Annotated in this window: 13 protein-coding genes; 3 read left to right on the forward strand and 10 right to left on the reverse strand. The window is 29.5% G+C overall.

The annotated features are described in order from the left end of the window. Positions 1–17: 17 nt before the first annotated feature. Positions 18–1,709 carry an energy-dependent translational throttle protein EttA gene (ettA, locus tag BTO04_RS00895; RefSeq protein WP_087562696.1) on the forward strand — a complete coding sequence of 564 codons (1,692 nt, stop codon included), beginning with the start codon at positions 18–20 and terminating at the stop codon, positions 1,707–1,709. Positions 1,710–1,838: 129 nt separating this feature from the next. Beyond that, positions 1,839–3,185 carry an OmpP1/FadL family transporter gene (locus BTO04_RS00900; RefSeq protein WP_087562697.1) on the forward strand — a complete coding sequence of 449 codons (1,347 nt, stop codon included), beginning with the start codon at positions 1,839–1,841 and terminating at the stop codon, positions 3,183–3,185. 174 nt (positions 3,186–3,359) lie between these two features. Here BTO04_RS00900 and BTO04_RS00905 read toward each other — a convergent pair whose 3' ends face one another. Further along, positions 3,360–4,181 (reverse strand): hypothetical protein, encoded by an 822-nt coding sequence (locus BTO04_RS00905; protein WP_087562698.1) that lies wholly within the window; start codon positions 4,179–4,181, stop codon positions 3,360–3,362. A gap of 473 nt (positions 4,182–4,654) precedes the next feature. Here BTO04_RS00905 and BTO04_RS00910 point away from each other — a divergent pair, with 473 nt between their 5' ends. Further along, positions 4,655–4,939 (forward strand): hypothetical protein, encoded by a 285-nt coding sequence (locus BTO04_RS00910; protein WP_087562699.1) that lies wholly within the window; start codon positions 4,655–4,657, stop codon positions 4,937–4,939. 6 nt (positions 4,940–4,945) lie between these two features. On the opposite strand, the gene BTO04_RS00915 is transcribed toward BTO04_RS00910, so the two are convergent. The 9 genes from BTO04_RS00915 to trmD all read right to left on the reverse strand — a co-directional run bounded on the left by BTO04_RS00915 (position 4,946) and on the right by trmD (position 16,144). Continuing rightward, entirely contained in the window at positions 4,946–5,944 is a 999-nt protein-coding gene (locus tag BTO04_RS00915) for a DUF6695 family protein (RefSeq protein WP_087562700.1), read from the reverse strand. 5 nt (positions 5,945–5,949) lie between these two features. Continuing rightward, complete coding sequence (locus BTO04_RS00920) at positions 5,950–6,192, reverse strand: DUF6095 family protein (protein ID WP_087562701.1); 243 nt, start codon at positions 6,190–6,192, stop codon at positions 5,950–5,952. Beyond that, positions 6,189–7,001 carry an N-acetylmuramic acid 6-phosphate etherase gene (murQ, locus tag BTO04_RS00925; protein WP_087562702.1) on the reverse strand — a complete coding sequence of 271 codons (813 nt, stop codon included), beginning with the start codon at positions 6,999–7,001 and terminating at the stop codon, positions 6,189–6,191. Before murQ ends, BTO04_RS00920 begins: the two co-directional genes overlap by 4 nt. Before the next feature lie 166 nt (positions 7,002–7,167). After that, positions 7,168–7,998, reverse strand: a complete 831-nt coding sequence (locus tag BTO04_RS00930; protein ID WP_087565293.1) for a DUF4249 family protein — start codon at positions 7,996–7,998, stop codon at positions 7,168–7,170. A 4-nt stretch (positions 7,999–8,002) separates the two neighbouring features. After that, positions 8,003–10,381 carry a TonB-dependent receptor gene (locus tag BTO04_RS00935; RefSeq protein WP_087562703.1) on the reverse strand — a complete coding sequence of 793 codons (2,379 nt, stop codon included), beginning with the start codon at positions 10,379–10,381 and terminating at the stop codon, positions 8,003–8,005. A 162-nt stretch (positions 10,382–10,543) separates the two neighbouring features. Continuing rightward, entirely contained in the window at positions 10,544–12,769 is a 2,226-nt protein-coding gene (locus tag BTO04_RS00940) for an NADP-dependent isocitrate dehydrogenase (protein WP_087562704.1), read from the reverse strand. Positions 12,770–13,534: 765 nt separating this feature from the next. Next, positions 13,535–13,888, reverse strand: a complete 354-nt coding sequence (rplS, locus tag BTO04_RS00945) for a 50S ribosomal protein L19 (protein ID WP_087562705.1) — start codon at positions 13,886–13,888, stop codon at positions 13,535–13,537. 107 nt (positions 13,889–13,995) lie between these two features. Beyond that, entirely contained in the window at positions 13,996–15,474 is a 1,479-nt protein-coding gene (locus tag BTO04_RS00950; protein WP_087562706.1) for a glycosyltransferase family 39 protein, read from the reverse strand. After that, positions 15,467–16,144, reverse strand: a complete 678-nt coding sequence (gene trmD / locus BTO04_RS00955; RefSeq protein ID WP_087562707.1) for a tRNA (guanosine(37)-N1)-methyltransferase TrmD — start codon at positions 16,142–16,144, stop codon at positions 15,467–15,469. The genes BTO04_RS00950 and trmD overlap by 8 nt, the downstream gene beginning before the upstream one ends. Positions 16,145–16,227 lie beyond the last annotated feature (83 nt).

Raw genomic sequence — 16,227 nt, forward strand, 5'->3', positions numbered from 1 at the left:
TTAAAATATAAAATATAATGAGCGACGATAAGAAAGTAATCTTTTCGATGAATAAGTTGTCTAAAACTTATCAATCAACAGGAAAACAAGTTTTAAAAGACATTTATTTAAGTTTTTTCTATGGAGCAAAAATTGGTATTCTTGGTTTAAACGGATCAGGAAAATCAACCTTATTAAAAATCATTGCAGGTGTAGAAAAGAATTTTCAAGGTGATGTTACTTTTTCACCAGGTTATAATGTAGGTTATTTAGAACAAGAACCTCAATTAGATCCAGAGAAAACCGTTTTAGAAATTGTAAAAGAAGGAGTTGCAGAAACGGTTGCAATTTTAGATGAGTACAATAAGATAAATGACATGTTTGGTTTAGAAGAAGTCTATTCTGATGCAGACAAAATGGATAAATTAATGGCGCAACAAGCAGAACTTCAAGATAAAATTGATGCTGCAAATGCCTGGGAATTAGATACCAAACTAGAAATAGCAATGGATGCTTTAAGAACTCCAGATTCTGATAAGAAGATTGGTGTTCTTTCTGGTGGTGAAAAAAGACGTGTTGCTTTATGTAGATTGTTATTACAAGAACCAGAAATTTTATTATTAGATGAGCCTACCAATCACTTGGATGCAGAATCTGTACATTGGTTAGAGCACCATTTAGCACAATATAAAGGAACTGTTATTGCTGTAACGCATGATAGATATTTCTTAGACAATGTTGCTGGTTGGATTTTAGAATTAGATAGAGGTGAAGGAATTCCTTGGAAAGGAAACTACTCTTCTTGGTTAGATCAAAAGTCTCAAAGAATGGCACAAGAAAGCAAAACGGCTTCTAAGCGTCAAAAAACATTAGAACGTGAGTTAGATTGGGTTCGTCAAGGAGCAAAAGGTCGTCAAACAAAGCAAAAAGCACGTTTGAAAAACTATGACAAATTAATGAGTCAAGACCAGAAACAAGTTGATGAGAAATTAGAAATTTACATTCCTAATGGACCACGTTTAGGAACAAATGTAATTGAAGCAACGGGTGTTTCTAAAGCTTATGGAGATAAATTATTATATGATAATTTAGAATTTAATCTTCCGCAAGCAGGAATTGTTGGGATTATTGGACCCAATGGAGCAGGAAAAACGACTATTTTTAAAATGATAATGGGAGAAGAAACTCCTGATTCAGGTAGTTTTAATGTAGGTGAAACTGCAAAGATTGCTTATGTTGATCAAGCACATTCAAATATTGATCCTGAAAAAACCATTTGGGAAAACTTTTCAGACGGTCAAGACTTAGTTATGATGGGAGGAAAGCAAGTAAACTCTCGTGCTTACTTAAGTCGTTTTAACTTTTCTGGAAGCGAGCAAAACAAAAAAGTAAATACACTTTCTGGAGGAGAGCGTAACAGATTGCATTTAGCAATGACCTTAAAAGAAGAAGGTAATGTTTTACTTTTAGATGAGCCAACAAATGATTTAGATGTAAATACATTAAGAGCTTTAGAAGAAGGTTTAGAAAATTTTGCAGGTTGTGCTGTAGTTATTTCGCATGATAGATGGTTTTTAGATAGAGTTTGTACTCATATTTTAGCTTTTGAAGGGAATAGTGAAGTTTACTTTTTTGAAGGAGGTTTTTCTGAATATGAAGAAAATAAGAAGAACCGTTTAGGTGGAGATTTAATGCCAAAACGAATTAAATATAGAAAATTAATTAGATAGTTTTTAAATATTTTTATTGAATTAGTACTGTTTTTTATGATTAATATCATAGTTATAATATGGGGTTATATTTACTTTTAACCTATAGTGTAACTTACAGTTTTACAGTACTAATTTAATCTTAATATTATGAATAAAAATTTCTTAAAATTTGCGTTTCTAATGCTATCAGCATTAGCTTACGGACAGGCAGGGCATGTTATGCAAGGAGTTGGATCCGTTAATATGTCTATGGGTGGAGCAGCAACTGCACAGCCATTAGATATTTCTGGAGCACTTCAATGGAATCCTGCAGCTATATCTGTCTTTGATAATAAAATATTAGATTTTAATATTGGAGCTTTCTTTTCATCTCCAGAACTAAGTGGGAGTTTACCAGAAGGAGCTATGGGACAAGGTTCTCCAGCTGTTTCAGGAATCACAAAAGATGATAGAGGTGCTTCTCCTATGCCCGCTTTAGCTATGGTTTGGGGAAAAGAAGATAGTAAACATACTTTTGGTGCATCAGCATTTGGAATTAGTGGTTTTGGAGTTACATTTCCTGAAGAAGCTAATAATCCTATGAGTTCAACATTTAATCCTAATCTTAATTCTAACCCAATGAATTATCCTCAAGCAGCAGGAGGTTTTGGACATTTAGAATCAGATTATATGTTATTACAAGTTGGTTTAGCTTGGGCTTATGAGGTTACTGATAATTTTTCAATTGGTGTACAGCCAACTTTTAATTATGCAGCCTTAGAATTAGCACCAAACCCAACAGCAAGTCCTAATGATGCTGGATACGGTATCAGTGATAAAGCTTCTGCAATTGGTTTTGGAGCGCAATTTGGTGCTTTTTACAATGCACCAGGAGGTATAAAGTTAGGTGCATCATATAAAACAGCACAATCATTTAGCGATTTAGAATTTAAAAATACGCATTTAGATGATTCAGTTTCTGAAAATGCATTTAATATGGATTATCCTTCAATATTATCATTTGGTCTAGGGTATTCTAAAGGAGATATCGATTTTGCAATGGATTACAGATATGTTGATTATGAAAATACGGATGGTTTTGAAGCTAAAGGTTGGACCCAAACTGGTTCAGTTGCAGGTTTTGGATGGAAAAGTATTAATATACTTTCTGTTGGACTCCAATACAAAGGAATTGAAAAATTACCTTTAAGATTTGGTTATACATATAGTAGTAATCCAATTGATGATGAATTGGCTTTCTTCTCATCACCAGCAACAGCAGTTATTGCGAATGCTTTTCAATTTGGTTTTAGTTACCCATTAACGGATAACTTAAGGTTGAACGGGGTATATCACTACGGAGCAAGTGATGGTAAAACTGAAGGTGAAATAATGAATCCTAGGATGGCATCTCCAACAAATCCTTATGGAGCAATTTCAGGATCCAAAGTTGGTTATGAAATGACAACGAGTATGGTGATGTTTGGCGTTAGCTATACATTTAATAAAAAATAAAAAAGTATAGTTTTATCAATTAAAAAGCCTCATTTCTTTTAGGAAATGAGGCTTTCAACTTCTACTTTTTCTATCACAATTATTTCTCAAATAATTAAAATTCTTGGAGGTGATGTCCAAGTCTTCAAATTTACTGATTATATTTCAAAGAGAACTAAGTATAAATACCCGTTTTTAACCTCTTTTCTTTCTAGCATTCTTATTTTTAGTATCTGTATTTTTTGTTTTATTGTTATCTGTTCTTCTGTTAGAAAATGTATTGCTTCTTTTTTCTACTGATTTTTTTCTTTTTTTATCTACAGAAACAGCCTTTCTATAAGAGTTATTACTTCTCCTTGTATCTATTGTAGAGTTTCTCTTTGTAATAGTTGAAGAGGGTTTTCTTCTTTTTACCATTTTACTATGAGTACCAATTTTAGCATTTGGTTTTGCTTTGTAATAATAGTAATTATTGTCTTCTCTTATTTTAGAGTAGTTATGTCTAAAGTTATTTCTATAAAAATAAGTATCATTATAATCGAAAATACGTCTAAAGTTGAGATTGAGATTAAATCTATCATTGTGTTTTACCTTACCATAATAATTAGGATTTCCCCATCGATCATATTTTACTTTTAGATGACCAACATTTGTTAATTTACCTCTGTAATATCTCATATGAACATTACCAATTCTAGTAACATTACCAAAAGCATCATAGTTTACAAAAACATGACCAATACGTCTTACTCTTCCGCTATAATCTCTTTTAATTTTTATGCCTCTATCTGTAACTCTTCTTCCGTTATAATCATAATAAGTCATATTGTGATTTGTGTTAAAATCAAATTCGCCATTGGTGAAGATAAAAAAATCAACACCTCTTTCTATAAAATTTATAGCGTTATTGTAAGAGTCCTTTACCCCAATATTATTTGATAATTCATTATTGCTTCTGGCTTCAACAGTAGAAATAATCATGAACATTCCTACTATAATAAGTACACCTTTTTTCATAATTTATGGATTTAAGGGTTTTGCCTACTCTAATTGCTTTTCGGCTTCTGCATTTGAGTATCATATTTTCAAAGAACGTGCCATAAAAATGTAAAATTGGATTTTTTATATGTTTATTGATGAATATTGTGTTTTTAAATTGTTGTGTGTTAACTATTTATAAATTTTTTAAATACTGTTTAAAATAAGAGAAAGAACTTGTAACTTGGGTGAATTTTTAACGACCAAAAATATTGAAAACCGTATTTTATGATAAAAGAAATTGAAAATAATTTATAAAAAGGTATTAAATTCTATTTCTGATGAAGAGTATAGTAATTCTTCAATTCCTCTTTACCTCTGCAGTATTGGTTGTCATATGCGTCATGTCTTAGATGTTTTTTCGTGTGTTTTTAAGGGCTTAGAAACAAAAAATTTAGATTTTTCTACGAGAGAAATAAAACGAATTAACAGAATTTAAAATTGAAATAGGATTGGACTATTTTAATGTAATAATTCATCAACTTAAAAACTTAACAGAAGAAGGTTTTAATACTAAAATTAAAGTTATTGATGATTTAGGTTTAAGGAAAGTAATAGTGAACTCTAAAATAGAAAGTGTATTAATGCACGCACAAAGTCATGCAATTCATCATTTTGCAAGTATTAGTTATATTATTTATAAATTTGGTATTGCGTTATCAGATTCAGATTCAGATTCAGATTCAGGTTTTGGTTTTAATCTAACGATTCCAAATATTAATATGCAGAAAAATTAAAAACGATTACTTATCGCTTATTTGTAAATTATAAACCTTATTATTTTGATTCACGATGGCTTCTTTACAATTTGTAGGGTGTAGAAATTGATGTTCATTTTGATGATTAAAGCATGTTTTATCAATCGTAAAATTAGCTTCAAAATCTTTTATTCCTTGAGTATTATATCTTGAAACTTTATACGTTTCTGTCTTAATTTGTTCTTCAATTTTAAACCAAGCTCCACTTCCAATTCCACCTAACCAAGTTCCGTTTTCTAATTCAAAAGCTTTTTTGTTTGGTAATTCTGTTCCAATTAAATTAGGTTCTCCTTCAAATTTATTTAAAAAAAATGCGCTATATTCTTTAACAATAGATCTATTTTTATAATCATTAAATTTCTGATTATAAATAGTGTATATGTTATTATTTGTACTTCCCTTAATGACATTTCCAATAGGACTAGGCGTCAATAAATTCGATTTTTTAAATTGCTTAACAATCTTTCTATTTACGGAAGAAGCAATTATGGTATCTGCAACAAATCGAGCACAATTAGTTCCGTTTTTTATAAAAACTCCGTAAGGAATTTCTTTTTTATCTATTAATTGATGTATAAAATTGTGCGCTTTATTATAATCGATTTCATCATGAATACTTGCTATCAATCTGCCATCTCCATGTGTTTTTTCTGGGTAATTTTCTACCCAAAGTAAAATTTCTTTTAAGTTGATTAGTTTTCCTTTTTCAAATTCTGCTTTTATCGATATAAAAATATCAGGATCTGTTTCTTTACAGCGAACTCGGCCATTTCCATAAGTAGTGATGTATCTTCCAAAATCGAAATAATTAATCTCAGAATGCTCTTTTTTTATCAATAATAATGCAGCATGACCAGCTTGTACACCGTGTTTACTTCCAATACCAACTAGAGGCCATATTTTACTTGAAAGTTCCCAATATGCAGGTCTTACAATTGTATCAGGATAAGATAGTATAATGATGATTCCATCTGAGTTTTGCATCCTTATTAATTATTAAAGAGTGCTTTTAGTACTATTTGAAAAGTTTTAAAAGCGAAATAAATGGTGAAGATTACTAAAACTCCTGCAACCAATAAAAAAATATAAGATAGAAATTCTTTAGGAGTATTTTCAAACTTCTTTAAAGCTTTAAAGCTCATTGTAAGTGTTATTGGTGCAGCAATAAATAGCAATAATAAAACACCTAAGTACTTTAACCCTTTTCCTAATAAATTTAAATCAGTACTCATTTCTTATAATTTTTAATCGCATTTCTAACATTTCCAAATTGAACTAATAATTCACTTGCTTCAGACACGTTTATATTTAATTCTTTAACTAACATTTTTTCACCTCTTTCTACTAATTTTTTATTAGAAAGCTGCATGTCAATCATTTTATTCCCTTTAATTTTTCCTAATTGAATCATAGTTGCAGTAGAAATCATATTTAAAACTAGCTTTTGAGCTGTTCCAGCTTTCATTCTAGAACTTCCAGTAACAAATTCTGGCCCAACAACAACTTCTATAGGAAACTTAGAAACATGTGATAATGGACTGTTTTTATTGCATGTAATACAACCTGTAATAATATTATTTTCATTGCATTTTTCTAAAGCAGAAATTACATAAGGCGTTGTACCTGATGCAGCAATGCCAACTACTACATCTTTTTCTGAAACTTGATGGCTTTGTAAATCTATCCAACCTTGGTTTTTAGAATCTTCTGCAAATTCAACTGCTTCTCTAATAGCAATGTCTCCACCAGCAATTATACCAACAACAAGTTCATGAGGAACACCAAAAGTTGGTGGACATTCCGAAGCATCTAAAACACCTAATCTTCCACTTGTTCCAGCACCAATATAAAACAGTCTTCCACCTTGTTTTAACTTATTTATAATTTGTTGTGTAAGACTTTCAATTTGAGGTAAAGATTTTTCTACGGCTAAAGGAACCGTTTTATCTTCATTATTAATATTTAATAACAAATCTGATACAGACATCTTTTCTAGATGATTGTATTTAGAATCTTGTTCTGTGGTTTTTGTGAAATTCATCAATCAAAAATACAGAATTCTATGTTATAAACGTAATTATATTTTAGACGTTTTAACGGGCTTTACACGAGACCTTTTTTTATAAAAAATAAAAAAGGTTAAGAATATCAACAGATATTCGAACGGTTTGAAGCCCTAACGCAAAAGTCAGTTTAAAAAAGGTGTTTTAGTTTTTATCTACTAAATCTATTGTAAAAGTATCGGTTTCTGAAATATGAAAATAACCTAAAGGAAAATTAGTTTCATTAGTAATATTAATCATATTTCCTAATAAGGATGATGGTATAGTCTGAAATGGACCACCAGAATTCTGTCCACTTTGTCCTTGAAGTATTCTAAAATAATTATAATACTCTTTAGAAATACCAAATAGTTTAATTTCTATATTTTTTGGAAATTCAATATTTTCATCTTCATAAAAATAAGAAAAATTATAGTCTGTTCCGTTAAAAAAACGATCTTCAATTGTAATAAAATTATAAATGTCTATATTAAATAAATAATAATTCTCAGTATTAAAGTTATCTGAAAATGATATTTTTAATTCTATTTCTTCTCCAGAAAACAAGGTTTCATCACCCTGAATAACTTCTGTAAAAGGAGTTGATTTTACTTTTGTGGCTCTTCCTTTATAAATTTCATTGTCATGAATGATCGTCAGTTCATATTCCTCATCATCAGCAGGAACAAACGAATTTATGGGTGTGTAATTTCCATCAGCATTTGCATTAGAAAAATTAATAATAGTGTTGTCTAATAAATTGGTTACAAATACAGTTGCATTTGTAACTGCTGGAATTGTATCATCAAAATAATCTGCAGACAAACTTAGTTTTACAACTGTATTTGCAACTACAGGATCTTCATCAAACAATACTTCAAAAGAAGCATCTATAATTAGTTTAGGTTCAATTGAAGGAACATCAACATCTATTACTTTCTCACAACTGGTAAAAAAGAGTATTGCTAAAATTGGAAATAAATATATCTTTTTCATCGGTTTAAAATTTAAAATTATAAGTAACAGAAGGTACCATTCCAAAAATAGAAGTTTGTATGGCTTCATTTCTATTGGTTTCTCTGTTTTGTGTAAAGCTTATAGAAGCAGCATTTTGGCGCCCATATAAATTGTAAATACCAAAAACCCATTCTCCTTGTAATTTTCTGTTTTTATTCTTTTTTGGTGTTAAAGTGGCAGAAATATCTAATCTGTGATATGTTGGTAACCGATCTGCATTTCTTCTATCATCATCATAAATAGGTATGTTTAAACCTTGCACTTCATATTGCCCAACGGGGTAATTTGTGGGTTGGCCAGTTTGAAAAACAAAATTTGTATTGAATTTCCATTTTTCATTTAACTCATAACTCCCATTTATAGAAAAATCATGGGTTTTATCATAAGGTGTGCTATACCAATTGCCTTGATTTATACCTGGTTCATTTGCAGTTCTACCAGCTGTTAATTGCTCTGATCTAGATAATGTATAGGCTATCCAACCTTTTAATTTCCCTTCGTTTTTCTTAAATAATACTTCTAAACCATAAGCTCTTGCTTTTCCATTTAAAATAACAGTTTCAATTTGGTTGTTTGCTACTAAATTTGCTCCGTTGATGTAATCAATTCTGTTCTGAATATCTTTGTAAAAAGCTTCAGTTTCTAAAGAGTAATCTCCCTCTTTTAGGGTTTTAAAATATCCAATAGCAAATTGATCTAATAATTGAGGTTTTATGTATTTTCCACTTGGCGCCCAAACGTCTAATGGAGTAGGAGAAGCCGTGTTAGATAATAAGTGCAAGTACTGAGCCATTCTGTTATAACTGGCTTTTATTGAAGTATTATCATCTAGAAGATAAGAAACAGCAACTCTAGGTTCAAAGTTGTTAAAATTACTAATAACATCACTTCTTTTAAAAGATTCTGTTACAATTGCATCCGCGGATTCATATTTTTTGAATTCACTATTATAGATTACCGCTTCATCATTTGTATAAATATTTAATTCATCTTGTCCTAATCTTGTGAAATTGCTAAAACGAATTCCGTATTGTAATTGAAGTTTATCGCTAATTTTATGTTCAGCATCAATGTACGCAGCAAATTCGTTGGCATATTTGTCGGTTAATTTTTCAGCAACAATTCCAGAGTCGTCTCTGTTAGGACCTATTTCTCCCGGATTAAATTTACTGTAGATATTATTTAAACCGTAACTCAATTTAATTTTACTACTCAAATAATGTTTAAAATCGTATTTAAGATTGTAGTTTGTAATACCAGAGTCCCATTCGAAACCTACAAAATCTAAGGTTAATCCATAGAAATAATCAGAATAAATTAAAGATAAGTTAGAAAATAATTTATCAGAAAAAAGATGATTCCAACGTAAATTACCAACTTTGTTCCCATAAGTGTTTACAAAATTATCACTAATACCAAACACATCTTCCCCAAAATAACCAGAAAAGAAAATGCTATTTCTGTCGTTAATTCTAAAGTTTACTTTTGCATTTAAATCGTAAAAATAAGCTTTATTATCATTGTCAAAAAGCGGTAAAAATAGATGAGCATAAGAGGACCTACCACCAACTAAAAAAGAAATTTTCTCTTTTTTTATAGGACCTTCAATCAATAACCTAGATGAAACCAATCCAATTCCTCCAGTAGCTTTAAACTCTTTACTATTTCCTTCTTTTTGATAAATATCTAATACAGAAGACAATCTTCCTCCGTATTTTGCAGGAATTCCTCCTTTATACAATTTTACATCTTTTATAACATCAGGATTAAATACAGAGAAAAAACCAAATAAATGCGATGAATTAAATACAGTGGCCTCGTCTAATAAAATTAAATTTTGATCTGCAGCACCACCTCTCACATTAAAGCCAGAAGCACCTTCACCAGCACTTGTAACACCAGGTAATAAAATTAGAGATTTAATAATATCTGCCTCACCAAGCACCACAGGTATTTGTTTAATCGTTGCAGATGTTAATCTGTTAACACTCATTTGAGGTGTTCTAACATTTAATTTTTCTATATTTCCTTCAATTATAATTTCATCTAAACTTTCTGTTTCTTCAAAAAGACTAAAATTTTTTGTGGTTTTTTCTTGAAGGTTTATTGTTTCTATACTACTTGTAAAACCTAAGTAATTAACTTGAACTTTATAAGTTCCCTTTGGAATGGTAATTGAGTAAAAACCATACTCATTTGTTGTTGTACCTGTATTTAACTCTGTAAAATAAATAGATACACCTATTAGAGTTTCATTATTACTTTGATCATAAACAGAACCACTAATGGTGATTTTCTCTTGACCATAAATACTAATTGAAAAGAGTAAAAAAAGTAAGAATAATTTTTTAGTCTGTATCATTTTATTGTTTAATTAAAAATTTATTTTGTTAAACAAAAATACATCTCTTAATCCTATATTTTGATAAAAATTAGTATTTTTTTTTATAAAGTTAAATAAATAGAACAAAAAAAAAGTGCTATAAAGCACTCTTTTTTGTAATTGTTATTATATAGTGCTAATTTAGATCGTATTTAAAATAGCATTTAGCTTAGAGTTAGGTCTCATAGCGTTATCAGCAAGATTTTCATTTGGTTTGTAATAACCACCAATATTTACTGCAGCACCTTGAATTTCATTTAGCTCAGAGATAATTTTATCTTCATTTTTTGCTAATTCTTTAGCAATCTTTGTAAAAGAATTCTTTAAGTCTTCATTTTTACTTTGATTGGCTAAAGCTTCTGCCCAATATAATGCGATATAAAAATGACTTCCTCTATTATCTATTTCACCAACTTTTCTAGAAGGCCCTTTTTTATTCTCTAATAATTTATCTGTAGCATCATCTAATGTTTCAGCTAAAATTAGTGCTTTATTATTATTGTTAGTTGTACCTAAATGCTCTAAGGAAACAGCTAAGGCTAAAAATTCTCCTAAAGAATCCCAACGTAAATGATTTTCTTCTATAAATTGTTCAACATGTTTTGGAGCAGAGCCTCCAGCACCAGTTTCAAACAAACCACCACCATTCATTAAAGGAACAATTGATAACATTTTTGCAGAAGTACCTAATTCTAAAATCGGGAATAAATCTGTTAAATAATCACGTAAAACATTTCCAGAAACAGAGATCGTGTCTTCTCCTTTTATGATTCTTTCTAATGTAAATTCTGTAGCTTTTAATGGAGATAAAATTCTAATATCTAAACCAGAAGTATCATGTTCTGGTAAATAAGTAGTTACTTTTTTAATAATTTCTGCATCATGTGCTCTATTCTCATCTAGCCAAAAAACAGCTGGAGTTTTAGAAGCTCTTGCTCTTGTAACTGCTAATTTTACCCAATCTTGAATTGGTGCATCTTTAACTTGACACATTCTCCAAATATCACCGGTTTCTACTGTGTGTTCAATTAAAGTATTTCCGTTTTTATCAACAACAATTACTTTTCCTTCAGAAGAAATTTCAAATGTTTTATCATGAGAACCATATTCTTCAGCTTTTTGAGCCATTAAACCAACATTAGGAACAGTTCCCATCGTTGTAGGATCAAAAGCGCCATGTTTTTTACAGAAATCGATAGTTGCAGCATAAATTCCTGCATAAGAACTATCTGGAATAATAGCTTTGGTATCTTGTAATTTTCCTTCCGCATTCCACATTTGACCAGAAGTTCTAATCATTGCTGGCATAGAAGCATCTATAATTACATCAGAAGGGACATGTAAGTTAGTAATTCCTTTATCGGAATTTACCATTGCTACTGCTGGGTTGTTTTCAAAAATAGTATTAATATCAGCTACTATTTCAGCTTTCTTTTCGGCAGAAACTTCATCAAGATTACTTAATAAGTTTCCAAACCCATTATTTACATCAACACCAATTTCATCAAAAACATCATTGTATTTTTTAAATAAATCTTTAAAGAAAACACGTACAGCATGACCAAAAATAATTGGATCAGAAACTTTCATCATTGTTGCTTTCATATGAAATGAAAGTAAAACACCTTGCTTTTTAGCATCTGAAATTTCAGTTTCTAAAAAAGAAAGTAATGCTTTCTTACTCATAACAGTAGCGTCAATAATTTCTCCTTTTAATAATGGGAAAGATTCTTTTAAAACTGTTTTTGTTCCGTTTGATGAAATATGCTGAATACTAATATTTGTTGCATCAGATAAAGTAATAGACTTTTCATTGTGTGCAAAATCACCAGTTGTCATTGTTGCTACATGAGTTTTAGAGTCTGAACTCCAAACTCCCATAGAATGAGGGTTTTTACGCGCATAATTTTTTACAGCTTTTGGAGCTCTTCTGTCAGAGTTTCCTTCTCTTAAAACCGGATTTACTGCAGAACCTTTAATTTTATTATATCTAGCTAAAATTGCTTTATCTTCTTCGCTTTTAACTTCTTCTGGGAAATTTGGTATCGCAAAACCTAATTCTTGTAATTCTTTTATTGCCGCAGAAAGTTGTGGTACAGAAGCACTAATATTTGGTAACTTTATAATATTAGCTTCTGGGCTTTTTGCTAAAACTCCCAATTCTGTTAATGCATCTTCTACCTTTTGATCTTCTTTTAGGTAATCAGAAAAATTTGCAAGAATTCTTGCGGCTAAAGAAATATCTTTAACTTCAATTTCTATATTAGAAGATTTTGTAAAAGCTTTTACTATTGGTAAAAAAGAACGCGTTGCTAAAGCAGGTGCTTCATCAGTTTTTGTATATACGATTTTAGCTATTTTGCTCATAAAAATATATTAAGTTATTGTAGGATTTTTAATAATACTTAATACGAAATCCTTTTCGTATTTAAGCGAAGCAAACTTATGAATTAAAGACGAGACTTATAATGGTAAATTGCTATTAATTAGATGCTTTTTTGGTTATTTAATAATATTTTTACGTGACTACTAAATTATATAAAAAATAAAAGCCATATCATACAATTTCTTGCAGTGATATGGCTTCTTTGAAATAGTATTATTAATACTGACTTGTATTGCTACAAAATCAAATAAGACGGAGTCTTATATTTTTTCCTTAGAAAAAATTACATTTTCACTATTTCAGTTTTGAAACATCCTTTCTTTAAAAGCATTCTACCTTTAAAGTTTTATGAATGTTTCAATTGCTTTTTAATTCATCTTTGCATAATTATACAACTATACATTTTAAAAATTAATCCATTACTTGCATAACTTCTCTCTTTTTAAAGAATTTCTTCTTTTTACTTTTTCAAGTAAAACATCCAATTTATAGATTTCATTAAAAAAACAATATATAAAGAACGTTACTTTACAAAAACTACTCAAGAAAGTAAAAAGTTCATCTGTCGATTCCCTTTATTAAAATCTCTTGTAATTCTATTCAAATATAACTATGTTTTTGAGTATTGAAAAGAAATTAACCAATTACTAATCAACATAATATCAACCGGTTTTGTTAACATTTGTTCATAAAAAAAAGCGTTGTGAATTTCACAACGCTTTTTTAATACTTTTATTTGAAAAAGATTATTTTCTTCTTTTTTCAGTAATTCTAGCTTTTTTACCAGTAAGACCTCTAAAGTAGAATATACGTGCTCTACGTACTTTTCCTCTTTTATTTACTTCAATTTTTTGAATAGAAGGTAAGTTCACAGGGAAAATACGTTCTACACCAACTGTACTAGACATTTTTCTGATTGTAAAAGTTTCAGAAAGACCCGTTCCTTTTCTCTGAATAACAACTCCTTTAAAAAACTGAGTTCTTACTTTTTCCCCTTCTTTAATTTCGTAGTATACAGTAATTGTATCTCCAGCAGCAAATTCTGCAAATTCTTTTTTTGTTACAAATTCGTCTTGAACAAATTTTATTAAAGCTTCCATATTTAATGTTTATGTTTTGTAAAGCAACATTCACGATTTTTTCGTCAGAGGTTATTTTAGCAGTTGCAAAAGTAATAATTATTTTTTGTTGATAAAACTAAATTCTATTATTTTTTAGTTTGATAATTAGTGCAATAGAAAACCCAGAACTTTCTCTCCTCTTTATTATTGATTTTAATTATAATAGGCTTCAATTCAGTAATTTGTGTAAAGTAGTTTTGTAATTCAGGATTAAGTTCACCTTTCTTTTCTTTATCTTTAAAACGCTTATCTGAATCAATAAAAATAGCATTTTTAGTGTTTAAGGTTGATAAATCGTCTCCTAAATAATCGAAATGTAATGCGTTTTTACCAATAATATTTTGTGCATATATCTTATCATCCATAAAAAAGTTTAAACAAGCAGATGTTTTATAGTTATCATCAGAAAATATAAATGTATTTGGGTATTCTTTCTGTAAAAGTTCTACTTCAGTAGCCAATTCTTTCCAGCCTACCCAAGTATCATCACTTTTAATAGGGGCAAGAAAAAACAAGATTTGTATACTAACCAAAACATGAAAAATAATAGAAATTATAATTTGAGTTTTCAATAATTTTTTACTGATAAACATTCCTGCCAAAATAATACCCGTAATATAGGAAGGCATCATCCAATTTAATTTTACCCAGTAAATAGGAGTAATGGCAAAAAATCCAACAAAAGTAGGAATGAAAAAAGCTAATAAAAACAAGGTTTTAGCTTGTGGAATTTTAAATTTTAATAAAGCTCTTTTTATATATTTATATGTGAAAGTAACGATAATCAAAAATAAAACAGGTAATAATAAGAACATTTGATGCCCAATTGCACCAAAGAAATTTTTAGGTGAAATTTCAAATTTTGTTATCGAGCTCGTTCTTTCTGATGATTGAAAAACAAAAGAAGCAAAATCATTTTGATAATTCCAGTACCAAACAGGAAACGTTACTGTTGCAGAAATAATAAGACAGCTCCAAAACCAAGGAGAGAGTAATAATTTTCTGTATTTGTTAGAAAATATTAGAAATGCAATCAACCCAATTTGTAAAACTAGTGCAGTGTATTTGCTGTTAAAGGCTAATCCCATTGCAATTCCACCAAGAATCCAAAACCATTTTTTTTCTTCAAAAATTGCTTTGTAAAGGCATATTAAACTCAATGTCCAGAATAGTAATAAAGGAACATCTGGAGTAGAATTAAAGGATAATATTGAAATAAATATGGTAGAAGCTAATAAAACAAAAGCTCTTTCTAGTTTTTGCTTTGATAAAAAGTAAGAAGCTAATTTATAAAAACTAAGAATTGTTAATGATGTGATTACAAAATCAGCAAATTTTACAGCAAAAATTGAATGTCCTAAAACATCTGTAAAGATTCTTAAAATGTAACCAATCATTCCTGGATGATCAAAATAAGATAAAGATAAATTCTGACCGTATAAGTAATAATAAGCGTCTTGTGGCATTAAGCCCATAAAAGGTAACAAAATCAGCCTAAACAATTGAAACCCTAAAACCCAAGAAATGGCTTTGTTTTTTTCTATGAATTTTAAAAGCTTATTCATCTAAAAGGTCTGGTCTTATTTGTGCAGTTCTTTCGTATGCTTTTTCACTTCTCCATTCATCTATTTTTGGAAAGTTTCCAGATAATAAAATATCAGGTACTTTATTTCCTTCAAAATCTGCTGGTCTGGTATAAACAGGAGGGGATAATAAGTTGTCTTGAAAAGAATCTGTTAAAGCAGATTGTTCATCGCCAATTACACCAGGAATTAATCGAACAACAGCATCTACTAAAACTGCAGCAGCTAGCTCTCCGCCTGTTAAAACATAATCTCCAATAGATATTTCTTTAGTGATGAATAAATCTCTAATTCTTTGATCTACACCTTTGTAATGCCCTGTTAAAATTAGAATATTTTCTTTTAATGAAAGCGTATTTGCCACAGATTGATTTAATGTTTTTGCATCTGGTGTCATATAAATAATTTCATCATAAACACGTTCTGCTTGTAACTTTTTAATGCAATTAGAAATAGGTGCTATCATTAAAACCATACCAGCGCCACCGCCAAATTGTGTATCATCTATTTGACGATAATTACCTAAACCATATTCACGTAAATCATGCAAATAGATTTTTGCTAAACCTTTGTCTTGTGCACGTTTTATAATAGAATGATTAAACGGACTTTTTAATAATTCTGGAGATACTGTAATGATGTCTATTCGCATGTTTGCAAATGTACAAGTTTTTATATCGCTTTGGAATATGTTTTTTTTGAAAAAGTTAGCTAATGTTATTGTATAATGGAAAA

Source organism: Polaribacter sp. SA4-10, assembly GCF_002163835.1.
Taxonomy (GTDB): Bacteria; Bacteroidota; Bacteroidia; order Flavobacteriales; family Flavobacteriaceae; genus Polaribacter.